At 70.1% G+C, this 21,243-nt stretch carries 22 protein-coding genes; 12 read left to right on the plus strand and 10 right to left on the minus strand.

The window, feature by feature from the left end; all coding sequences use genetic code 11:
• Positions 1-4 precede the first annotated feature (4 nt).
• Both ACFVYX_RS24935 and ACFVYX_RS24940 read right to left on the minus strand, forming a co-directional pair.
• Positions 5-673 (minus strand): cupin domain-containing protein, encoded by a 669-nt coding sequence (locus ACFVYX_RS24935; RefSeq protein ID WP_389683679.1) that lies wholly within the window; start codon positions 671-673, stop codon positions 5-7.
• A complete protein-coding gene (locus tag ACFVYX_RS24940; protein WP_389683680.1) occupies positions 657-1,493 on the minus strand; it encodes a sugar phosphate isomerase/epimerase family protein in 837 nt (278 codons plus the stop codon). The genes ACFVYX_RS24935 and ACFVYX_RS24940 overlap by 17 nt, the downstream gene beginning before the upstream one ends.
• 638 nt (positions 1,494-2,131) lie before the next feature.
• Here ACFVYX_RS24940 and ACFVYX_RS24945 point away from each other — a divergent pair.
• Positions 2,132-2,968, plus strand: coding sequence for a UbiA prenyltransferase family protein (locus tag ACFVYX_RS24945; RefSeq protein ID WP_389683681.1), 837 nt, complete (start codon positions 2,132-2,134; stop codon positions 2,966-2,968).
• Between the two features lie 26 nt (positions 2,969-2,994).
• On the opposite strand, the gene ACFVYX_RS24950 is transcribed toward ACFVYX_RS24945, so the two are convergent.
• A complete protein-coding gene (locus tag ACFVYX_RS24950; protein WP_389683682.1) occupies positions 2,995-3,609 on the minus strand; it encodes a LuxR C-terminal-related transcriptional regulator in 615 nt (204 codons plus the stop codon).
• 594 nt (positions 3,610-4,203) lie between these two features.
• On the opposite strand from ACFVYX_RS24950, the gene ACFVYX_RS24955 reads away from it, so the two are divergent.
• A complete protein-coding gene (locus tag ACFVYX_RS24955) occupies positions 4,204-4,434 on the plus strand; it encodes a hypothetical protein (protein ID WP_389683683.1) in 231 nt (76 codons plus the stop codon).
• Between the two features lie 3 nt (positions 4,435-4,437).
• Positions 4,438-5,067 carry a DUF6000 family protein gene (locus ACFVYX_RS24960; protein WP_389683684.1) on the plus strand — a complete coding sequence of 210 codons (630 nt, stop codon included), beginning with the start codon at positions 4,438-4,440 and terminating at the stop codon, positions 5,065-5,067.
• Between the two features lie 57 nt (positions 5,068-5,124).
• Here ACFVYX_RS24960 and ACFVYX_RS24965 read toward each other — a convergent pair whose 3' ends face one another.
• Positions 5,125-6,270, minus strand: a complete 1,146-nt coding sequence (locus ACFVYX_RS24965) for a LuxR C-terminal-related transcriptional regulator (RefSeq protein ID WP_389683685.1) — start codon at positions 6,268-6,270, stop codon at positions 5,125-5,127.
• A gap of 140 nt (positions 6,271-6,410) precedes the next feature.
• On the opposite strand from ACFVYX_RS24965, the gene ACFVYX_RS24970 reads away from it, so the two are divergent.
• Positions 6,411-6,848: a hypothetical protein gene (locus tag ACFVYX_RS24970; protein ID WP_389683686.1), complete on the plus strand. Its 438-nt coding sequence runs from the start codon at positions 6,411-6,413 to the stop codon at positions 6,846-6,848.
• A gap of 164 nt (positions 6,849-7,012) precedes the next feature.
• Here ACFVYX_RS24970 and ychF read toward each other — a convergent pair whose 3' ends face one another.
• Positions 7,013-8,101: a redox-regulated ATPase YchF gene (gene ychF, locus ACFVYX_RS24975; RefSeq protein ID WP_389683687.1), complete on the minus strand. Its 1,089-nt coding sequence runs from the start codon at positions 8,099-8,101 to the stop codon at positions 7,013-7,015.
• Between the two features lie 350 nt (positions 8,102-8,451).
• On the opposite strand from ychF, the gene ACFVYX_RS24980 reads away from it, so the two are divergent.
• The gene (locus tag ACFVYX_RS24980; RefSeq protein ID WP_389683705.1) at positions 8,452-8,997 is read left to right on the plus strand and encodes a DUF6542 domain-containing protein; all 546 of its coding nucleotides are present in this window, start codon (positions 8,452-8,454) and stop codon (positions 8,995-8,997) included.
• A gap of 52 nt (positions 8,998-9,049) precedes the next feature.
• Here the strand turns inward: ACFVYX_RS24980 and ppgK are convergent, their stop codons facing one another.
• Both ppgK and ACFVYX_RS24990 read right to left on the minus strand, forming a co-directional pair.
• Positions 9,050-9,805 (minus strand): polyphosphate--glucose phosphotransferase, encoded by a 756-nt coding sequence (gene ppgK / locus ACFVYX_RS24985; protein ID WP_389683688.1) that lies wholly within the window; start codon positions 9,803-9,805, stop codon positions 9,050-9,052.
• 30 nt (positions 9,806-9,835) lie between these two features.
• Entirely contained in the window at positions 9,836-10,879 is a 1,044-nt protein-coding gene (locus tag ACFVYX_RS24990) for a 4-hydroxy-3-methylbut-2-enyl diphosphate reductase (RefSeq protein ID WP_389683689.1), read from the minus strand.
• 54 nt (positions 10,880-10,933) lie between these two features.
• On the opposite strand from ACFVYX_RS24990, the gene ACFVYX_RS24995 reads away from it, so the two are divergent.
• The 4 genes from ACFVYX_RS24995 (at position 10,934) to ACFVYX_RS25010 (ending at position 15,003) form a co-directional block, all read left to right on the plus strand.
• Positions 10,934-12,295, plus strand: coding sequence for an APC family permease (locus tag ACFVYX_RS24995; RefSeq protein ID WP_389683690.1), 1,362 nt, complete (start codon positions 10,934-10,936; stop codon positions 12,293-12,295).
• A gap of 270 nt (positions 12,296-12,565) precedes the next feature.
• Entirely contained in the window at positions 12,566-13,783 is a 1,218-nt protein-coding gene (gene xseA, locus ACFVYX_RS25000; RefSeq protein WP_389683691.1) for an exodeoxyribonuclease VII large subunit, read from the plus strand.
• 223 nt (positions 13,784-14,006) lie between these two features.
• Positions 14,007-14,252, plus strand: a complete 246-nt coding sequence (locus ACFVYX_RS25005) for an exodeoxyribonuclease VII small subunit (RefSeq protein WP_389683692.1) — start codon at positions 14,007-14,009, stop codon at positions 14,250-14,252.
• Between the two features lie 160 nt (positions 14,253-14,412).
• Positions 14,413-15,003: a malonic semialdehyde reductase gene (locus ACFVYX_RS25010; protein ID WP_389683693.1), complete on the plus strand. Its 591-nt coding sequence runs from the start codon at positions 14,413-14,415 to the stop codon at positions 15,001-15,003.
• Between the two features lie 141 nt (positions 15,004-15,144).
• Here the strand turns inward: ACFVYX_RS25010 and ACFVYX_RS25015 are convergent, their stop codons facing one another.
• Positions 15,145-15,678, minus strand: a complete 534-nt coding sequence (locus ACFVYX_RS25015; protein WP_389683694.1) for a DUF4245 domain-containing protein — start codon at positions 15,676-15,678, stop codon at positions 15,145-15,147.
• A gap of 117 nt (positions 15,679-15,795) precedes the next feature.
• Between ACFVYX_RS25015 and glpX the strand changes: the two genes are divergently transcribed.
• Entirely contained in the window at positions 15,796-16,827 is a 1,032-nt protein-coding gene (gene glpX / locus ACFVYX_RS25020; RefSeq protein ID WP_389683695.1) for a class II fructose-bisphosphatase, read from the plus strand.
• Positions 16,828-17,144: 317 nt separating this feature from the next.
• Here the strand turns inward: glpX and ACFVYX_RS25025 are convergent, their stop codons facing one another.
• Both ACFVYX_RS25025 and ACFVYX_RS25030 read right to left on the minus strand, forming a co-directional pair.
• On the minus strand, positions 17,145-17,516 hold the full coding sequence (locus ACFVYX_RS25025) for a WhiB family transcriptional regulator (RefSeq protein ID WP_056551586.1): 372 nt from the start codon (positions 17,514-17,516) through the stop codon (positions 17,145-17,147).
• A 146-nt stretch (positions 17,517-17,662) separates the two neighbouring features.
• Positions 17,663-18,367 (minus strand): DUF1707 domain-containing protein, encoded by a 705-nt coding sequence (locus tag ACFVYX_RS25030; protein ID WP_389683696.1) that lies wholly within the window; start codon positions 18,365-18,367, stop codon positions 17,663-17,665.
• A gap of 300 nt (positions 18,368-18,667) precedes the next feature.
• Here ACFVYX_RS25030 and ACFVYX_RS25035 point away from each other — a divergent pair, with 300 nt between their 5' ends.
• The gene (locus tag ACFVYX_RS25035) at positions 18,668-20,347 is read left to right on the plus strand and encodes a fumarate hydratase (RefSeq protein WP_389683697.1); all 1,680 of its coding nucleotides are present in this window, start codon (positions 18,668-18,670) and stop codon (positions 20,345-20,347) included.
• 164 nt (positions 20,348-20,511) lie between these two features.
• On the plus strand, positions 20,512-21,135 hold the full coding sequence (locus ACFVYX_RS25040; protein WP_389683698.1) for an HAD family acid phosphatase: 624 nt from the start codon (positions 20,512-20,514) through the stop codon (positions 21,133-21,135).
• The last annotated feature ends 108 nt before the right edge of the window (positions 21,136-21,243 follow it).

Here is a 21,243-nt window from a genome sequence, read left to right on the forward strand (position 1 = left end):
GAGACTACGCCTGCGCCTCGATTTCATCGTGGAACAGGTTGAGCAGCCTCGCGCGACTGTCGCTCGGCAACCATTCGGGCCTGTCTTCCACGACGTCCTTGACGAAGTCCCAGAAGTCCGCGCTCTGATTGATGCCGTAGTCGCGGGCCATGGAAACAAGACGAATGCGGGACAGGAAATCCGGCTCCGTGATGTCCTGCTTGCTGGTGACGACCTTGCCCGCGTTCATGAAATACGGGAGAATGGAACTCTCCGGCGTATCCGGCGACCAGACCAACCACATCTCCTGGTTTCTGTTTGTCGTATTGACGAAACCATGCGTGTAGTTGCGTGGAACGTAGAGCAGTTCCTTCGGGCGCATCGGCAGCATGGCGACCGTTTCCTTGTCGGCACCATCGCCCGGCGTGATGTCCAGGTCAGGAAATTCATTGGGCCCCACGAAGATGCTGAATCCGCCGTTCGGCGCATAGAACCATTCGTCGGTGCGGTGATGGATGTGCGGCGGCGGGCCGACGTGCGGCGGCACGGTCAGCTTGGAGAACAGGAACTTGCCGCCGTTGCTTTCGCCGGTCTGCACGAAGTTGAAGACCTCGCCCGCCGGGCCGAGTACCAACGGCTTCTCCGGGCCGGGTCGGATCTCCGGGAAGTCGAATATTTCATACTCGGTGCTCATGGAACTGCCTTCCTTCTCGGGGAGCCGTCAACATCGCCGCCGACGTGACGTCGCGCAAGGCGGTCATACCTCGTCGCGCCAGCGGCGCAGGAGGCCGCGCCTTGTAATGATCGTTGAATATCTCAAGCGAAATCGGACCGTCATAACCATTGGCCAGTACAGGCGCCAGGAACGCGGCTACATCGAAATCCCCCTCACCCGGCAAGCAGCGGTGATGCCGGCTCCAGGACTTCACATCCAGATCCATGCGGGGAGCATCCGACACCTGGATCAGCGCGATGCGATCCGGCGGCACGTCGGACAGATCATCGAAGTGGTCGTTCAGGGCCAGGGTGTGAAAGCTGTCCAGCACCAGACCTATGTTTCCGGCGCCGGAGCGCTCGATCATTCTCCAGGCCTGACGGAACGTATTGACCCGCAGGCCCCAGGACAGCGCTTCGTAACCGATCGAAAACCCTCTGGCCGCCGCCCTTTCTCCCAGGAGCGCCAGGTCATCGGCGACTGCGTCGTCGTCGAGATCCGAGACGTCGCTGACGTTGCTGCACAGGATCAGCGTGCTCGTCCTCAACTGCTCCATACAGTCGAAGATTCGCTCGATCCGGTCCAGCCTGGGCACCAGCTGGTCCCTGGGGCCGCCTTCGAAATCCCTGAGCGGCTGATAATTGATGATTTCCAGGCCGAGGTCTTCCGCCATGGCTCGGGCGACGGGCACCGAGGATCCCTGAAGGTCCCATTCCATCAATTCGATACCGGAAAAGCCGGCGTCAGCGATTGCTTCCAATTTATCTGGCAGCGAGCCACCCAGGGTGACCGTACCCATGTGGTAATCCACTTCGCTTACCTCCCGATAGTGGAACGGCACGTCACAGTGCACATCGATAGCTGCTTTCGCAGTCGGCAGGCAGCTACATCGAAAACCGGGAGCACCCAGTCGGCGGGAATGCGGTGAACGTGTTGCCGCTGCGCCCGGGTCGAGCAGTCCGAACCGGCCCGAATCCACCGGCGGTGTTCCGGCGAGCGGTTTCAGGCGGCCTTTGGCAGATCGGCAGTCACACGCCGAGCATTTTTGATGCCGGCCACTTATGACTCTCTCCTGCTTCCTCGGTCGACCCATACGATGTCAACCAGGGGCGGCGGGCAGGCGGAACTGCACCCAAGGATGTACCGGGCCCGCGACCGCGCTCAGGACGAGGGCGTGGGCGGAGGCGAGGGCCGATGCGAGGACGCCGACGAAGGCGAGGAGGCGGGCAGGCGCGAGGGTGAGGACGCGGGCGGGCGCGAGAGCGAGGCCCTGAGTACACCCTTGGATGCAGTCACGGCCCGGGACGACACGTTCCTCGTACCCTGAACGCCGTGACATCGACCTCCGGCAGAGTTCTCCTCCCTGAATCGCGGCCTCGTGTTTCGCTTTTCCGCGGCCTCCGCTACGCGCGTCTGAGCCTGGTCGAGGCACGGCCTGTGGTTCAGATCGTGTTCCTCACGCGGTTCACGGTGGGCGCCGCCTTCGTCTCCCAGGGTCTGGCGGACGTACCGCACCTGGCCGCCGGGGTCCTCGTCTGGTGGCTGGCCGTGGTGGCCGCCTACCTCGTCAACGGTGTGCTGGACGTCAAGGAGGACCGCGCCAACGGGTCCGCCCGTCCGATCGCCCGGGGCGATCTGCCGGAGCGGACGGCCGCGTTGCTCACCGGGGTCACGGCCGCTGGGTCCCTCCTGCTGTCGCTGTACATCCCCGGCCTCACCCTGTGGGTGGCGCTGTTTCTGCTGCTGGGCTGGCTCTATTCGGCGCCGCCGTTTCCCGCGAAACGCTGGAGCAGCACCTGCGCGGTGGTGGTGTTCGGACTCGGCTGGACCTCGTTCGCGTCGGGTGCCGTTGCCGTGGGAGGCGAACTGGACTCATCCGGACTGGTCTTCGCCACGGTGATGAGCGCCTGGATGGCCCTGGTGGGAGCGGTCGTCAAGGACCTCGGTGACGTCGAAGGAGACGCTGTCGGCGGGCGTCGCACCGTGGCCGTGCGCTGCGGTGCCGCCCGGGCCCGCGCGGTCGCGGTGGCGGGCGCTCTCCTCGTCGGAGCGGGCGGGGTGGTGGCGGCGCTGGTCCGGGCTCCGCTGACGCTGGCCGGAGCGGTCCCCCTGGCGATCGGAGCCCTCTGCATGGTGGCGCAGATCATCCGTACGGCCAGGGCCGCCGACGGGGACAAGAAGACCCGCCGCAGTGCGTACCGCGTGTTCATGCGCACCCAGTTCGCGGCGAACGTCACCATGCTGCTCGCGCTCCTGCTGCACGGGCCCGCGTGACCGTCGCCCGTGCGGCGGTCCGCGTGTCAGTACCGCCCGAAGGCCTTGTTGACGGCGTCGATGCGGGAGACGGCGCCCAACTTGCCGTAGATGTTGTTGAGATGGCGCTTCACGGTCGCCGTGGTGATGCCGAGCCGGCTGGCTATCTGGCTGTTGGTCATCGCCTTCGCCACCCCCTCGAGCACCTCCTTCTCACGCCGGGACAACGCCACCCCCACCCCGGCGTGCATCGGCGCCGCCTCGGAGACGCCCGCCGCGGCTGCGGTGTCGTCATCGTTCGGCAGGGTGTCGGAGGACCGGGCGGTGGCCCCGCCATAGCCGACGGCGCCCGCGTAGAGCCGGCTTCCGGCGCTGGAGCGGAACGCGGTACTGATCAGCAACAGCGCGGAGGCCCGTCGCGCGGGCGCCTCGTGCCGCACGGCGGCGTTGATGGCCGGCTGCATGGCATTCCACAGGATCTCCACCGCACGCACCGACTCGGCGACCGCGATTCCCTGGTGGGCACGGTCGGTGCCCACGAGATGCGAGTACCGCCAGGCTTCGGCCGACTCGAGCGGGCCGTCCCCGGTCAGTCGCGCGACGCAGTCCTCTACGATCGCCTGCGCCTGGTCGCGGCACTTCGGCCACGCCTCCTTGCGCATGGCCAAGGGACTACGGACCGTCCTCAACGCCATCTGATAGGCATGGATGACGTCCGGTATCGCGTTACGCAGAAACTGCGCCGCAGCTGGGTAACGCAAAGACCCTCCCTGCTACAGCCCTCTCGGACGAGCCGGATACACGGTTCGAGGCCGTAGCTCAGTGTGACGATGTTCGATCCGAACACAATACCGAACACCCCCATGCGAAGCCTCGGCACCCCAGATCTCCCGCGGCACCAACGGTATCCGGCCCTCCGGGCACCGAACCGGGCACCACATCCCGGCACGGGAAGCGGCATACCCGAAGCCAGATCTTGACCTGCGGCGCAGCCCCGCGCATAGCCCTGACCTGGGATTCCTCGTTGGCATGCGTGGGCTCTCGCCGACCGCTCACGGGTGTTCCGCGGACTGGCTGCGGACTGGCCGGGGTGCCGTGGCAGAGAAATCCATGGCACACCGACGGGACTGCAACGAGACTGCGCAGGTGAGCGACTCCTGCCCTAGAGAACTGCGCAGCCGAGAACCGCGCCCCGTGGCCGGAGGACCGCTCGATGCTCTGCTGGTGGCTCCCCACCTTCTGGCGCCGGGCCACCCATGACGACCCGCATCGAGAGACTCATCCGGCAGCTCGACAACTCGACCGGCCCGTCGTACGACGCCCCCGGCCGGCCCTCGGCCCGCTTCACCGAGGTCATCAACGACCTCGCCGACCACGCCCAGGTGATCCTCTGGTCCCTGCTGGAAGCCGCTGAAGCCCCCGTAGGCGACAGCATCTTCGTCGCCCCCACCTGGATCGACCGTACCGACCTGCACCCGGAGAGGTGACCGATGCCGTCCCAGCACCCCGAGGAGATCGGCTACGGCCATGTGGTCGAGAGCTACGTGACGCGGACGTACGGGGGCCTCCCGCGCTACCTCGTACTGAACGGCGGGCGGTTCCTGGGCCCCCGGTGGTGGCACACCACCCGCTTCACCCGACACCTCCTCAGTGACGCCGCCGCGATCACCGACGAGGAACTGGAAGCCCTCCTCGGGTACGAATGGCGCTCGCGCCTCACCGCAGCCTGGCTGATCGGCGTCGACCGCCGCGACCGGTTCCGGGCACGCATCGGCGACCTGCTCCTGGCCAGCGAGGTCTGCTACTCCGGCAGCGCCTACTGCTTCGCCCTGGCCCGCTTCGGCACCCACGCCGACGCCGAGATCCTCACCGCCTACCTCGACCACTACCTCCCCCGCACCGACCTCCACTACGACCAGCCCGACGCCCTCGGTGCCCTCCTCCGCCTCGACGCCCTCCTCGGTACCCGCCACGCCGACCGTTTCACTGAGCCCGACGGCCTCTGGGACGAGTGGGTCAAGGGCGTGGGACGCCTCGGCTACCCCAGCCACATCCCCGCCGAACAGCGCCGCTGGACGGATCTCCAATGCGACTTCGCCAACGGCTGGACATGCCCTTGACGGTGAGGAGATGAGCGCACACAGCCCGCCCTCGTACGTCTGCGCCGCCGCACGCCGTCAGCGCAGGGGCGGACCGGGGGCGGTGAACCAGCCACGGGTGCCCATCGGACGCCCGGCCTCGATGTCCGGCCGGTAGTGGGCGAAGTACAGGACATGGAGGAGGCGGCCCCGGCTGTTGGTCCCCGTCTTGTCGAAGACCTTCTTGAGGTGGTCACGGACGGTGTGCGTGGAGATCACGAGCCGCTTGGCGATCTCGGTGTCCGTCAGCCCGTAGATGACGAGCTGCGCCACCTGCTGCTCGCGCGGGGTGAGGTCGTACGCCTCCATCATGATCCCGACGGTGTGCTCGGGATGGCTGGGCTGGACGAGGACGGCGACGCGGCCGTCCTGGTCCACGCGGGTGGCTACCAGGGTCAGCCAGCGACCGGACCGGCCCTGCACCCGTACGCTCGCCTCGCCTTCCCTCCTCGCCCTCGCGCCCACGTGCAGAAGGGGCTGCGGGATACGAGCACCCGCCGTCGGCGACCCCGCCCCGCCCAACTGGTCGAGCCACCAACTTCCGCCGGCGGTGATCCGGTCCAGCCCGCCGTCGGGCTCGAAGGTCAGCAGGCCCGTCGGACCGGGGGCCTCGGAGCCCGCCACAGCGGCGTCATGCCGCAGGTATGCCCGCCGCAAGCCCTGGGTGACGGCGGGGGCGAGCGCCTCCACGGCCGCTGCCTCGGCCGCGGTGAAGGGCGGCCGGTCACCGCCGCGGTGCAGGACCAGCGCACCCCACACGGCCCGGTTGTCGTACAGCAGCACCCGCAGCTCGTCCCCCATCCCGACCGCTTCGTACACATCGCGGTAGCGCAGGCTGCGGTGCGGCCGGTGCCCGGTGGCGAGCCAGAGTCCGGCGGCGGTCCGACCGCGCCTGACCAGGTCGGGCAGCTGGTTGACGTCCTCCTCCCCGTGCTCGATCTCCAGCAGCCTCGGCAGGTGGGAGTGCGGGACGCCCTTCTCGTGGAAGCCCCCGGTGTGCAGCAGCGTGGCGGGGTCGAGCGTCAGCCCGCACACGCCGTCGACCGGGACCACCGCCGGAACGATGTCGTTCAACCGGGCGAACAGCGTCATGGCGGTGGGCAGTTCCTGGCACAGCCGCTCGATCCGCGCGCGGGCCCGGTCCAGGCGCGCGCCGTTCCGTGCTTTCCGTTCCGCAGACGTCACCCTGGGCCACTACCGCATCCCACCGGCCCGCGAAACCCCCAGGACCGGGGATCCCGTACGGGCAGGGGCCCGTCTAGCGTCGTACTCAGTCAGGCAGAGGCGGCTCTCCGCGAGCCGCCTTCACTGAACAAGGGGGAACCATGAAACGACCTATCACCGGCACTCTGCGGCGCACGGGGGTCGTCGCCGCGGCCGTCGCGACGGCGCTGCTGGCCTCCGCCGGAGTCGCCTCGGCGGCCACCGGCTCGGCCACCGCATCCGGCACCGGGGTCTACGGATCCGCGAACTGGGAGTGGACGAGGAGCGGCTGGAAGAACGGCAACGCCGCGGTGCGGGACACCGGGTGCGACGGGGAGCCGGTCTACGTCCACTTCCGGGCCAAGAAGGCCAATTCGACCTATGTCTATTCCACAGTGAAGCGGTTCAACTACAACGGCTGCCGCGGGGACGACGGCTACTGGACCGGTCTCGGCTTTGACGCCGGCTACTACATCACCAGCGTTCAGGTGGTGGCCTGCGTCGACACGTCGACTCCCAGGTGCTACTTCAGCGCCTGGCAGGACAACCCACTCACCTAGCGCGTCCGAACCGAGGCCCCTGACTCCGAACCGGAGTCAGGGGCCATAGTGTGCCCTGCGAGCCCCGCGCGCTGACCGAAGCCAGCACGCTGCGGCCTCTGCGCCGACCGCAAAGGCCGCCCAACCCGCTCCGCCGCAGGTCAGACGGCCTTTCGCCGGATGTATTAGACGTTGAAGCGGAACTCCACCACGTCGCCGTCCTGCATGACGTACTCCTTGCCCTCCATGCGGGCCTTGCCGGCCGCGCGGGCCTCGGCTACCGAGCCCGTTTCGACGAGGTCGGCGAAGGAGATGACCTCGGCCTTGATGAAGCCCTTCTGGAAGTCGGTGTGGATGACACCGGCCGCCTCGGGGGCCGTCGCGCCCTGCTTGATCGTCCAGGCGCGGGATTCCTTGGGGCCGGCCGTCAGGTACGTCTGGAGGCCGAGGGTGGCGAAGCCGACGCGGGCGAGGGTGGCCAGGCCGGGCTCGTCGGCGCCGACGGACTGGAGGAGCTCCATGGCGTCCTCCTCGTCCAGCTCGGCGAGGTCCTGCTCCAGCTTCGCGTTGAGGAAGATCGCCTCCGCCGGGGCGACCAGCGCGCTCTGCTCCGCCTTGAAGGCGTCGTCCGTCAGCTCGTCCTCGTCCACGTTGAACACGTAGAGGAAGGGCTTGGTGGTGAGGAGGTGGAGGTCGTGGAGCAGCTCCGCCTTCTCCGAGCCCTGCACGATGCCCTGCGAGAAGAGGGTGTCGCCCTTCTCCAGGATCGCCTGGGCCGCCTCGACCGCGGCGACCTTCGGCGCCGTGTCCTTCTTGATCCGCATCTCCTTCTGGAGGCGCGGGAGGACCTTCTCGATCGTCTGGAGGTCCGCGAGGATCAGCTCCGTGTTGATCGTCTCGATGTCGTCCTTCGGCGAGACCTTGCCGTCGACGTGGACGACGTTCTCGTCCTTGAAGGCGCGGATGACCTGGCAGATCGCGTCCGACTCGCGGATGTTCGCGAGGAACTTGTTGCCGAGGCCCTCGCCTTCGCTCGCGCCGCGCACGATGCCCGCGATGTCGACGAAGTCGACCGTCGCCGGGAGGACGCGCTGGGAGTTGAAGATCTCCGCGAGCTTGGTGAGGCGGGCGTCGGGGACGCCGACGACGCCGACGTTGGGCTCGATCGTGGCGAACGGGTAGTTGGCCGCCAGCACGTCGTTCTTGGTCAGGGCGTTGAACAGGGTCGACTTGCCGACATTCGGCAGACCGACGATTCCGATCGTGAGCGACACGGTGGCGACTTCCTGAAGTGTGGACGGGGGGCCGATCCCCCAGTTTACGGGCGGGCCGAACCGGCCAGTGACGCCGACCTTCGGTCGTTCTCGGGGGCAAGGTCACCCAAAGGGCGTGTCCCGGACCCGGTTCCCGCCCCCTCCCGACCTACGTTGGTGGTGTGGAGCAGCACAGGACAAGTCAGCCGCAAGGCCGCCGACGGCCGCAAACCCCCGTCGCGCCGCCCGTGACGCCGCCCGGCGCGCTCGTGGAGGGTGCGGCCGTGTACCGCGTGACCGGCCGGGCCCGGCGGCTTCCCGGCGGGGCACGGGTCGAGCGGGCGGGGGCGGCGGGGCCGAGCGGGAAGGCGGTGGGGCGGGCGCCCGGCGGCCGGCCCGTGCCTCCGGTCGTCCTCGCCCTCCGGCGGTTTCCCTCGCCCCGGCTCACCGGTCTCGGCGCCGGGCTCTTCGCCTCCGCCGTGATGCTGGTGCTCGGCTTCCTCGACCGGTTGCTCCTCGACGGCTCCCCGATCGTGTACGGGCTGCTGTTCCTGCTGGTCAGCGCCCTGACCGCGCTGTGGGTCCGTACGGCCGACCTCGTCACCGCCCCGATCGGCGTCCCCATCGCCTTCGCCGTCGGCGTCGTCCCCATCGCGGGCGGCACGGGCGGCCTCGGCGGCCAGGCCATGGCGGTCGTGACCGCCCTCGCCGTGCACGCCGGCTGGCTGTACGGCGGCACCCTCGTCGCCGGGCTCATCGCGAGCGTACGGAAGGTACGGGAGATGGGCCGGCGTCAGCCGCCCGCCGCCCGCATGACAGACGGTCCGGCCGCGGGACCGGGCGGCCCCTCCTCGGTGGCCGGGGAAGCTCCCGGCGGAAGGGGCGGAGGCTCCCCCCGCCGCCGCCCCGTGGCCTGAACCTCCCGGTCAGCGGGTCAGCGGGTCAGCCTCGGCGTACGTCCCCGCCGGCTCACGGCGTCGCCTTCACCGTCCCCGCCGCCATCCCCGCTCCCACGATCCCCGCGTTGTTCTGGAGCTCCGCGGGGACGATCTCCGCCCGGATGCCCTCGATCAGCGGAAGGAACTTGTCCGCCTTCCGGCTCACCCCGCCACCGATGATGAACAGCTCCGGCGAGAACAGCATCTCGACGTGCGCGAGGTACTTCCGCAGGCGGCGCGTCGCCCAGTGTTCCCAGGTGAGGTCCTCGTCCTCCTTGGCCTTCGTCGACGCCCTGGTCTCCGCGTCGTGGCCCTTCAGCTCCAGGTGGCCCAGCTCCGTGTTCGGGACGAGACGGCCGTCGACGAAGAGGGCCGAGCCGATGCCCGTGCCGAGGGTCAGCAGGATCACCGTGCCCTTGCGGCCCCGGCCCGCGCCGTAGGTCATCTCCGCGACCCCGGCCGCGTCGGCGTCGTTCAGGACGGTCACCGGGAGGCCGCCGAGGCGGTCGCTCAGGAGGGTGCCGGCGTCCACGCCGATCCATGACGGATCGACGTTCGCGGCCGTACGGATCGTGGAGCCCGTGACCACTCCGGGGAAGGTCACCCCCACGGGTCCGGTCCAGCCGAAGTGCGCCACGACCTCCGCGACGCAGCCCGCCACACCGTCGGGTGTGGCGGGCTGTGGGGTCAGTACCTTGTGGCGCTCCTCGGTGAGCGCGCCGCGCTCCAGGTCCACGGGGGCGCCCTTGATGCCCGAGCCGCCGATGTCCACTCCGAAGACGTTCATGGAACCCACCGTAAGGGCTGGGGCGCGGTGTTACTCCGTGACCGGCGTGGCGTCGAGGAGCTTCGCCGCCTCGGCCCGCAGGTTCTTGTCGCGGAGTTCCTTGGGGAGCGAGAAGGTGAGCGACTCGTCGGCCGTCTTGACGATCTCGACGTCCGCGTAGCCCCGCTCCGAGAGCCACTCCAGGACCTCCTGCACGAGGACGTCCGGGACGGAGGCGCCGGAGGAGAGGCCGACGCTGGTCACGCCCTCGAGCCAGGCCTCATCGATCTCGCTCGCGAAGTCGACGAGGTAGGCGGCGGGGACGCCGGCCTGCTTGGCGACCTCGACCATGCGGATCGAGTTGGAGGAGTTCTTCGAGCCGACGACGATCACGAGCTCGGCCTGACCGGCGAGCTCCTTGATCGCGATCTGGCGGTTCTGCGTGGCGTAGCAGATGTCGTCGGACGGCGGGGAGATCAGCTGCGGGAACTTCTCCTTCAGCGCGTCGACCGTCTCCATCGTCTCGTCGACCGAGAGCGTGGTCTGGGAGAGCCAGACCACCCGGGACGGGTCGCGGACCTCGATCTTGGCGACGTCGCCCGGGCCGTCGACCAGCTGGATGTGGTCGGGGGCCTCGCCGGAGGTGCCGATGACCTCCTCGTGGCCCTCGTGGCCGATGAGGAGGATGTCGAAGTCGTCGTTGGCGAAGCGGACGGCTTCCTTGTGGACCTTGGTGACCAGCGGGCAGGTCGCGTCGATGGTCTTGAGGCGGCCCTGGCGCGCCTCCTCGTGGACGGTCGGGGCGACGCCGTGGGCGGAGAACATCACGATGTTCCCCGGCGGCACCTCGGTCGCCTGGTCGACGAAGATCGCGCCCTTCCGCTCCAGGGTCTGGACGACGTACTTGTTGTGGACGATCTCGTGCCGGACGTAGATCGGCGCCCCGTACTGCTCCAGGGCCTTCTCCACGGCGATCACGGCACGGTCCACGCCCGCGCAGTAGCCGCGCGGAGCGGCGAGCAGGACACGCTTCGGACGGTTCGTCGCGGGGGCGGACTCGGGCGTCGGCGCGGGCGTTGCAGTCATGCGTCCCATCGTAAGGCCGCGTCGGTGAGGGGTTTGATCGGTGTCGTGGCCGAAACTGTCGCCATGTCCGAGGAATCGCAGGTGGCGGAGCGCGGGGACCACACGGGACTTCGACGGAACCTCGGGTTCCGTGACCTTGTCGTGTACGGGCTGCTCTTCATCGCGCCGATGGCTCCCGTCGGTGTCTTCGGCACGCTCGACGCCAAGTCGGGCGGCGCCGTCGCACTCGTGTACGTCGTGGCCACCGTCGCCATGGCGTTCACGGCGTTCAGCTACGCGCAGATGGTGCGGGTCGCCCCGCAGGCCGGTTCCGTCTTCACGTACGCCCGCAAGGGGCTCGGTGAGGGGCCGGGATTCATCGCCGGTTGGATGGCGATGCTCGACTACCTGCTGATCCCGGCCGTCGCCTACCTCTTCGCGGGCATCGCGATGGAGGCGCTGGTCCCCGAGGTGGACCGGTGGGTGTGGACCGGGATCGCCGTCGTCGTCACCACGCTGCTCAACCTCTGGGGCGTGCGGGCCGCGGCCCGGGTCGGCTTCGCGGTGCTCGCGATGGAGATCGTCGTCCTGCTGGTCTTCGTCGTCTCGGCCGTGGTGGTGCTCGTACGGGACGGGGCACGGCGCGACTGGTGGTCTCCGCTCACCGGCGACGTCTCGTTCTCGCTCGCGGCGGTGGTGGGCGCCGTGTCGGTGGCCGTCCTCTCCTACCTGGGCTTCGACGCCATCGCCTCCTTCGCGGAGGAGGTCACGGGGGGTTCGGCGAAGGTGGCGCGGGCGGTGCTGTTCTGCCTGGCCCTCGCGGGTGTCCTCTTCGTGGCGCAGTCCTGGCTCGTCGCGCTCCTCGAACCGGTCTCCTCCGCCGAGCTCGCGGCGGATCCGGGGAAGCAGGGCTCGGCCTTCTACGACGCCGTGGAGACCTCGGTCGGCGGCTGGCTGCACGACCTCGTGGCCGTGTCCAAGGCGATCGGCGCCGCCTTCGCGGCGCTGGCGGGGCAGGCGGCCGGCTGCCGGCTGCTGTTCGCGATGGGCCGCGACCGGCGCCTCCCGCACCTGCTCGCCCGGACGGACGGGGGCGTGCCGAGGGTGGCCCTGCTCGTGTCCGCGACGGTGACGATGATCGCGGCGGTGTGGGCGGCCCGCAGGGACGACGGCCTCGACCACCTGGTGTCGGTGGTCGACGTCGGCGCGCTGACGGCCTTCGTCCTGCTGCACGCGAGCGTGGTGGGCTGGTTCGCGGTACGGCGGGCCGAGGGTCCGCCGCACTGGCTGAAACACATCGTCCTGCCGGTCGTCGGGGCGGCGATCCTGATCGCGGTCATCGTGGAGGCCTCGCCGGAGGCGCAGGTGGTGGGAGTGGTGTGGCTGGGGGTGGGCCTGGTGGTCCTGGCCGTCCAGGGGGCGACGCGGGGCCCGGCGGCACGCTGAGGACGAGGGGAGCGGCACGGCGCCGGCGTGCCCGCCTTCTCGGGGGCGCGGCGCGACGCTGAGGACGCGTGGAGCAGCGCGGCGCCGACGTACCCGCCCTTTCAGGACGCGGCGGCGGCGTGCCCGCCCTGCCGGAGCGCGCGCCCGCGTACCCGCCCTGGCGGAGCGCGGCGCCGGCGTACCCGCCCTTTCGGTACGCGGCACCTTTGCCGGAGACATCCCCGGCCCCGCGCCCCTGACGTTGTCGTACCGCGCGGTTACGCTCGGTCCATGGGTCTGACTACGTCCGCCGAAGCACCGCTTCCCGTCGGTGAGGTCTCCCGGCTGATCGGGGGGTGGATCGACCGGCTCGGGGCGATCTGGGTCGAGGGGCAGATCACGCAGTTGTCCCGGCGCCCCGGCGCCGGGGTCGTCTTCCTGACGCTGCGGGATCCCTCGCACGACATCTCCATCGGCGTCACCTGCTACCGCCAGGTGTTCGACGCCGTCGCGGACATCGTGTCGGAGGGCGCCCGGGTCGTGGTGCACGCGAAGCCCGAGTGGTACGCGCCGCGCGGGCAGCTGTCGCTCCGGGCGGTGGAGATCAAGCCGGTCGGTATCGGCGAGCTGCTCGCCCGCCTGGAGCAGCTGAAGCGGAGCCTGGCGTCCGAGGGGCTCTTCGCGCTCGACCGGAAGAAGCCGCTGCCGTTCCTGCCGCACCGGATCGGACTCGTCTGCGGCCGCGCGTCGGCGGCGGAGCGGGACGTCCTGGAGAACGCGCGCCGTCGCTGGCCCGCCGTCGCCTTCGAGGTGCGGAACGTGGCGGTGCAGGGCGTGAAGGCGGTCCCGCAGGTCGTCCAGGCGGTCAAGGAGCTCGACGCGCACGAGGACGTGGACGTGATCATCGTCGCCCGGGGTGGCGGCAGCGTCGAGGACCTGCTGCCGTTCTCGGACGAGCAGCTCGTCCGGGCCGTGGCCGACTGCCGTACGCCGGTGGTGTCGGCGATCGGGCACGAACCGGACTCGCCCCTGCTCGACCTGGTGGCCGACCTGCGCGCCTCGACGCCGACGGACGCGGCCAAGAAGGTCGTGCCGGACGTCGGGGAGGAGCTGGACCGCGTACGGGGGCTGCGGGACCGGGCACTGCGGACCGTGCGAGGGCTCCTCGACCGGGAGGAGCGGGGACTCGCGCACACGCTCGCGCGGCCCGTCATGGAGCATCCGCAGCGCATGGTCGAGGTCCGCGAGGACGAGGTGGCGGCGCTGCTCGCCCGGAGCCGGCGCGTCCTCGGACACCTCCTGGACCGGGCGGACTCCGAGCTGTCGCACACGCGGGCGCGGGTGCGGGCGCTGTCGCCCGCCGCGACGCTCGAGCGGGGCTACGCGGTGCTCCAGCGGGCGGACGGCGCGGTGGTCCGCTCCCCCGATGAGGTCACGGAGGGCGACGAGCTGCGGGCCCGGGTCGCGGAGGGCGAGTTCGCGGTGCGGCGCGTGGCCGATCCGGCCTGAGGCGGGGAGCGTGGGCGGCGGCCCGGCCCTGAGTGCGGCGCGCGGGCGGCCTCGCCCGTGGCGTGGCGCGCGGGCGATCCGGCCCTGAAGCGCGGCGCGCGCCGGCGGTCCCGTCGGAGGGGCGCGGCACGTGGGCGGCCCGTCCGGGCGGGGCCGCGGAAAGCACCCGGAGACAACGCGGAAAGCATCCAGAGAGAAGCGGTTACGGAAGGTGGAGCAGCGGATGGCAGCCGGTACGGAAGAGGCGGCGCTCGGATACGAGCAGGCGCGTGACGAGCTGATCGAGGTCGTGCGGCGACTGGAGGCGGGCGGGACGTCCCTGGAGGACTCCCTCGCGCTCTGGGAGCGGGGCGAGGAACTGGCGAAGGTCTGCCGGCGCCGGCTCGAGGGCGCCCGCGCCCGTCTTGACGCCTCCCTGGCGGCGGAGCGCGCGGCCGAGACCGCGGAGGCCGGGGACGGGGCCGAGTGAGGGGGTCGTGGGGAGGAGCGGTCCTGCCGTAGAGTTCCGAGTGAAGCGGATCACTATCCGGATGGATTAGTTGAATTTTCACCAATCCTGGGCGTACTGTCGAGACATCGCTTGAACCCCTTTCGAGCGACCCCCCTTTGCAGTCCGGAAGGTACGCAGCATGTCTCTCGCCCTTGACCCCGCCGCCCAGGACCTCCTCTTCCGCGAGGCCCGCACCGCCAACACGTTCACCGACGAGCCGGTGACCGACGAGCAGGTCCAGGCGATCTACGACCTGGTGAAGTTCGGCCCGACCGCCTTCAACCAGACCCCGCTGCGCATCACCCTGGTCCGCTCCCCCGAGGCCCGCGAGCGCCTGGTCAAGCACATGGCCGAGGGCAACCAGCCCAAGACCGCCGCGGCCCCGCTCGTCGCGATCCTCTCCGCCGACAACGAGTTCCACGAGGAGCTCCCGGCGCTGCTCCCGCACTTCCCGCAGGCCAAGGACGTGTTCTTCGCCGAGCGCCCGGTCCGCGAGCAGTCCGCCGTGCTGAACGCCGCCCTCCAGGCCGCGTACTTCATCGTGGGCGTCCGCGCCGCCGGCCTGGCCGCGGGCCCGATGACCGGCCTGGACTTCGCCGGACTCCAGAAGGAGTTCCTCGACGACGACCACACCCCGCTGATGGTCGTCAACATCGGCAAGCCGGGCGAGGACGCCTGGTTCCCGCGCTCCCCGCGCCTCGCCTACGAGGACGTCGTCACCACCGTCTGATCCTGGTGACGCGACACAAGGACGTCGTCACCACCGTCTGATACTGGCGACGCGACCCGAAGGCAGCGCCTGACGGCACACGGAAGGCCCCACACTCCACGAGTGCGGGGCCTTTTCGCGTACGTCCACCGGCGTACCGGCTCAGACCTTCTTCGACTGGAGGGAGCCCGCCATCTCGGCCAGCCGCTCGAAGGAGGCCGTGCCGGTCACCACCGTCGTCGCGCCGCCGTCCACACGGACGAGGGCGTCGTACTTGGGGCCCTCCCAGCGCTGCCAGACCTGGCCCGCCACCGTCTGGGTCCGCCCGGTGTTCTTCGCCCGGTGCGTGACGTCGGGGACATAGGTGCCCGGCGCCGCCGTCGACTGGTGGATCGCCACGTACTGGGTGTCCGGCGAGAGGAAGCCGAGCTGCCAGGCGTCGGCGTTGTCACGCTTGTACGAGACCACCGTCGCCTTCCACCCCTCCCCCAGGCCCTCGGGAGCCAGCACCGGATACGGCGCCGCCCGCTGGGCCGTCAGAAGCTCGACCCGGTAGTCCTTCGCCTTGACCGGTTCGGCGTTCTCGTCGTGTGGGATGAAGAGATACATCACTCCCGCGGCGACCAAGATCACCCCGAGGGACTGGAACATCCCGCGTACCGTCTGCCTGCCTCGCATACCTGCCACGCCCACCATGGTCGCATCACGGTGTCGTGCTCATACGTGGGCCCCTCTGCTCATTTTGTCGACGTACCGATAGAGTCGCAGCACCCTCTTTTTTCCGGCCGTCGCCGTACAGAAAGGTGCGTTCCGATGACCGAGCATCATCTGCCGCCCGAGCTTGTCGTCTCCCCGGAGGCCCCCGACCGCAACCTCGCCCTGGAGCTGGTCCGCGTCACCGAGGCCGCCGCCATGGCCGCCGGCCGCTGGGTCGGCCGCGGTGACAAGATCGGCGCGGACGGCGCGGCGGTCAACGCCATGCGGACCCTGATCTCCACCGTCTCGATGAACGGCGTGGTCGTCATCGGCGAGGGCGAGAAGGACGAAGCCCCCATGCTCTTCAACGGCGAGCGGGTCGGCGACGGCACCGGCGCCGAGGTCGACATCGCCGTCGACCCGATCGACGGCACCACGCTCAACGCCAAGGGCATGCCGAACGCGATCGCCGTCCTGGCCGCCGCCGACCGCGGCACCATGTTCGACCCGTCCGCGGTCTTCTACATGGACAAGCTGGTCACCGGCCCCGAGGCCGCCGACTTCGTCGACATCAACGCCCCCGTGTCGGTCAACATCCGCCGGGTCGCCAAGGCGAAGCAGTCCTCCCCCGAGGACATCACGGTCGTCATCCTCGACCGCCCCCGCCACGAGGGCATCGTCAAGGAGATCCGCGAGACCGGCGCCCGCATCAAGTTCATCTCGGACGGCGACGTCGCCGGTTCGATCATGGCCGTCCGCGAGGGCACCGGCGTCGACATGCTCATGGGCATCGGCGGCACCCCCGAGGGCATCATCTCCGCCTGCGCCATCAAGTGTCTCGGCGGTGTGATCCAGGGCAAGCTGTGGCCGAAGGACGAGGCCGAGCGGCAGAAGGCGCTCGACGCCGGCCACGACCTGGACCGGGTCCTCTCCACGAACGACCTGGTCGCCGGCGACAACGTGTTCTTCGTCGCGACCGGCATCACCGACGGGGAGCTGCTGCGCGGGGTCCGCTACCGCGCGGAGACGGCGACCACGCAGTCGCTCGTCATGCGTTCGAAGTCCGGCACGATCCGCCAGATCGACTCCACGCACCGGCTCTCGAAGCTGCGCGCGTACAGCAAGATCGACTTCGACCGCGCGAACTGAACCGCGCGGACTGAAACCGCGCGGGAACAGCAGCCCTGGCCGAGCGGGCGCCGAGCGGAAGCAGCAGCCCGAGCTGAGCGGCAACGGCAACGCGGCTGAGCGGGGGCGCTGAGCGGGGGCGCTGGGCGCGAGCAGCGGGCGCGAGCAGTCGCGCGAGCTGGACGCGGACAGCGCACCGGCCGCGGCCCGCGAGGCCCGCGCGCCTCCGCCGCCGGCCGGACGGTATGACGAGGGGCGCCCCCCATGTGCGGTGGGGGCGCCCCTTCCCGTACGGGACAACGAACGGTGTCCGCGCTTCCGCTTGCCTCCGGTCCGGGTCAGCCCGCCTGGGCGATCCGCTCGGTCGCGGCGGCCTTCCTCAGCTCCACCTCACGCCGCCGGCGCCGCGCCAGGGCGACACGGCGCTCCGCCGCCGTGAGCCCGCCCCACACCCCGTACGGCTCGGGCTGGAGCAGCGCGTGCTCCCGGCACTCGACCATCACCGGACAGCGTCCGCAGACCCTCTTGGCCGCCGCCTCCCGCGCGAGCCGTGCGGCGGTCGGCTCCTTGGAGGGGGCGAAGAAGAGCCCGGCCTCGTCCCGGCGGCACACCGCCTCCGCGTGCCAAGGACCGGCCTCGTCCTCCCGGGCAGGGGCGCGCTGAGGGGGGACGGCGGCGACCTGGAGGGGCTGATGCGGCGGTTGCAGCACGGTCTACTCCTGACGACGGCTTCGCGAGCGAGCGGCGATGCACCAGCCCTACCCGCTGTGCGCGCGCCTATGCACTGCGTGCCGTGCCGTTCCGCACTGCGGATACCCGGGGGCGGATTCCGGTCACCCCCGGAGCCGGGGGCCGGTCAGTGGCCGAGGTGCTTGCGGAGCTTGCCCTGGAGGTCGGTGATCCACTTCCCGCGCTTGGGTCTCGCCTCGACGTTCCCGAAGACCGAGTAGCCGTTGATGACGACGACCGGGGCCTGCGGGTCGGCGCCCTCCAGGGTGACGACCTCGAAGTTGCCGAAGACGCCGCTGCCGTTGCCGCGCAGGCTGATGTTCTCCGGGACCCGCACCTCGACATTGCCGAAGATGGAGGTGGCGTTGATGGTGGTGAGCCGCTGGGCGAAGATCGCCTCGGTCAGGTCGATCTCGATGTTCCCGAAGAGCGCGAAGGCGTTGGTCCGGCGGCCCACCCGCCAGCGGCCCTTGCGGGTGGTGCTGGAGAAGATCGCGACGAGGCTGTCGGCGGCTCCTTCGGACTCCTCCGGCCCGTAGGCGTACGCCGCTTCCCGCTCCTGGCCGGTCCGCGCCGACGGCAGGTCGCGGACGATCGGCTCCAGTTCGCCCACCGTCTTGGCCCGGTAGACCGCGTCGATCCGGTCCGAGTGCTCCTCGGGATCGAGCCGCCCCTCGGCGAGGGCGTCCCTCAGGATGTCCGCGATCCGGTCCCGGTCCGCGTCCGAGGCTCGCAACGAGCCCCGGGGGTCGGTGACGCCGGTCTCGGCGGGAGCGGCCGGCCGCTGCGGCTGCTTTTCGGGCGCGGGTTCGGGCTGCTTTTCGAGGTCCACGGAGCCAGCCTAGCGAAACGCGATAGATCGCGACCAGAGGGCGGGGCCGCGACCTGTGGACGACGACCCGAACGGACCGCCGGGGCAGGACTGTTCAGTACGGTCCACGAGGGCTCGCCGCCCCCGGCGGCCCACCGCCGCACGACCGGGCCCGCCGCACGTGCCCGGCCGGGAACACGACACTCCGGCGTGGTCCCGGCCCCAAGTGAGCCTTACCTCACAGGACCGGCGCCCGGCCCGCGTTCTACGCTGGAAGGCGCACTGCCAACGGAGGCGGTGCGCCGTCTTGCCGAGTGAGGAATGGCCCCCATGCCAGAGTTTGCGTACTCCGATCTGCTCCCGCTGGGAGAGGACACCACGCCCTACCGCCTGGTGACCTCCGAAGGTGTCTCCACCTTCGAGGCCGACGGCCGTACGTTCCTCAAGGTCGAGCCGGAGGCGCTGCGCAAGCTGGCCGCCGAGGCGATCCGCGACATCCAGCACTTCCTGCGCCCGGCGCACCTGGCCCAGCTGCGGCGGATCATCGACGACCCGGAGGCGTCGGGCAACGACAAGTTCGTGGCGCTCGACCTCCTCAAGAACGCCAACATCGCCGCCGCCGGCGTCCTGCCGATGTGCCAGGACACGGGCACCGCGATCGTCATGGGCAAGCGCGGGCAGAACGTGCTGACCTCCGGCCGCGACGAGGAGGCCCTGTCCAAGGGCATCTACGACGCGTACACCCAGCTCAACCTGCGGTACTCGCAGATGGCCCCGGTCACCATGTGGGAGGAGAAGAACACCGGCTCGAACCTGCCCGCGCAGATCGAGCTGTACGCGACCGACGGCGGCGCGTACAAGTTCCTCTTCATGGCCAAGGGCGGCGGCTCCGCGAACAAGTCCTTCCTCTACCAGGAGACCAAGGCGGTCCTCAACGAGGCCTCCATGATGAAGTTCCTGGAGGAGAAGATCCGTTCGCTCGGTACGGCGGCCTGCCCGCCGTACCACCTGGCGATCGTCGTCGGCGGCACCTCCGCCGAGTTCGCGCTGAAGACCGCGAAGTACGCCTCCGCGCACTACCTGGACGAGCTGCCCGCCGAGGGCTCGGCCGAGACGGGCCACGGCTTCCGCGACAAGGAGCTGGAGGAGAAGGTCTTCGAGCTGACGCAGAGGATCGGCATCGGCGCGCAGTTCGGCGGCAAGTACTTCTGCCACGACGTCCGCGTCGTCCGGCTGCCCCGCCACGGCGCCTCGCTGCCCGTCGCCATCGCCGTGTCCTGCTCGGCGGACCGCCAGGCCGTCGCGAAGATCACCGCGGAGGGCGTCTTCCTGGAGCAGCTGGAGACGGATCCGGCGCGCTTCCTGCCGGAGACGACGGACGAGCACCTCGACGCGTCCGACGACGTGGTGAAGATCGACCTCAACCAGCCGATGGACGACATCCTCGCCGAGCTGACCAAGTACCCGGTCAAGACCCGGCTCTCCCTGAACGGCCCGCTGGTCGTGGCGCGCGACATCGCGCACGCGAAGATCAAGGAGCGTCTGGACGCGGGCGAGGAGATGCCGCAGTACCTGAAGGACCACCCGGTCTACTACGCGGGCCCCGCGAAGACCCCCGAGGGGTACGCCTCCGGTTCCTTCGGTCCGACCACGGCGGGCCGGATGGACTCGTACGTCGAGCAGTTCCAGGCGGCGGGCGGCTCGAAGGTCATGCTGGCCAAGGGCAACCGCTCGAAGCAGGTCACGGACGCCTGCGGCAGCCACGGCGGCTTCTACCTCGGCTCGATCGGCGGCCCGGCGGCCCGTCTCGCGCAGGACTGCATCAAGAAGGTCGAGGTCGTCGAGTACGAGGAGCTCGGCATGGAGGCGGTCTGGAAGATCGAGGTCGAGGACTTCCCGGCGTTCATCGTCGTGGACGACAAGGGCAACGACTTCTTCCAGAACCCGGCCCCGGAGCCGACGTTCACGCACATCCCGGTGCGGGGACCCGGCCTCGGCTGATCCCTGACGCTTCCGCGAAGCCCCCGCTCCCTCCAGGGAGCGGGGGCTTCGTCGGTCTCCGCTCAGAAAGTTGCTACCGACCGGTAGCCCTCTCGTCGCCTCCTGGCCAATATGGGACGCGAGCATGTCAACCACTGAGCCGGTCGACCACTCGGGAGCCCCCCATGCCCTCCGTCAGGACCACCTCCGCCGCCACCCTCGCGCTGGCCGCGTTCCTCGTCGTCGGTCCCGCGCCGGCCGCCTCCGCGGCCGACCCCGACACCCACCTCACGTCGACCGCCGCCGTCAAGGACGTCGACTACGCGACCTGGCTGCGGGACGTGGCGACCGTGGTCGCCGAGGCCCGCCCGTACATCGAGGAGCGCTCCGAGGACGCCGGCCGGGAGAAGCAGGCGATCGTCCTCGACATCGACAACAGCTCCCTGGAGACGGACTTCCACCCGTTCTGGGAGCTGCCGACCCCGGCCATCGCGGAGGTGCGCGCCCTCGTCCGCGACGCCCACGCGCGCGGGGTCGACGTCTTCTTCGTCACCGCGCGCCCCGGCATCCTCCACTCCCTCACGGACTGGAACCTGAAGCAGGCCGGGTACCCGGTCGACGGTCTGTACGTGCGCTCCCTGCCCGATCTGTTCGCCGAGGTCAGCGCGTACAAGACGGAGAAGCGCGCGGAGATCGAGGCCAAGGGCTACACGATCATCGCGAACATCGGCAATAACACCACCGACCTCGTCGGCGGCCACGCCGAGCGCACCTTCAAGCTGCCGGACTACGGCGGCAAGCTCTCCTGATCGACAGGACACCCGCTAGGGGGTGTCCGGAAAGTCATGGGAGCCAGAGTCGGAGGCAGGCGAGGGTGACCATGGCTTGGTAATGGGTGGCTCGTTTGTCGTAGCGGG

Origin of the sequence: Streptomyces sp. NPDC058326, from assembly GCF_042879855.1 — a bacterium.
Lineage (GTDB): Bacteria > Actinomycetota > Actinomycetes > Streptomycetales > Streptomycetaceae > Streptomyces.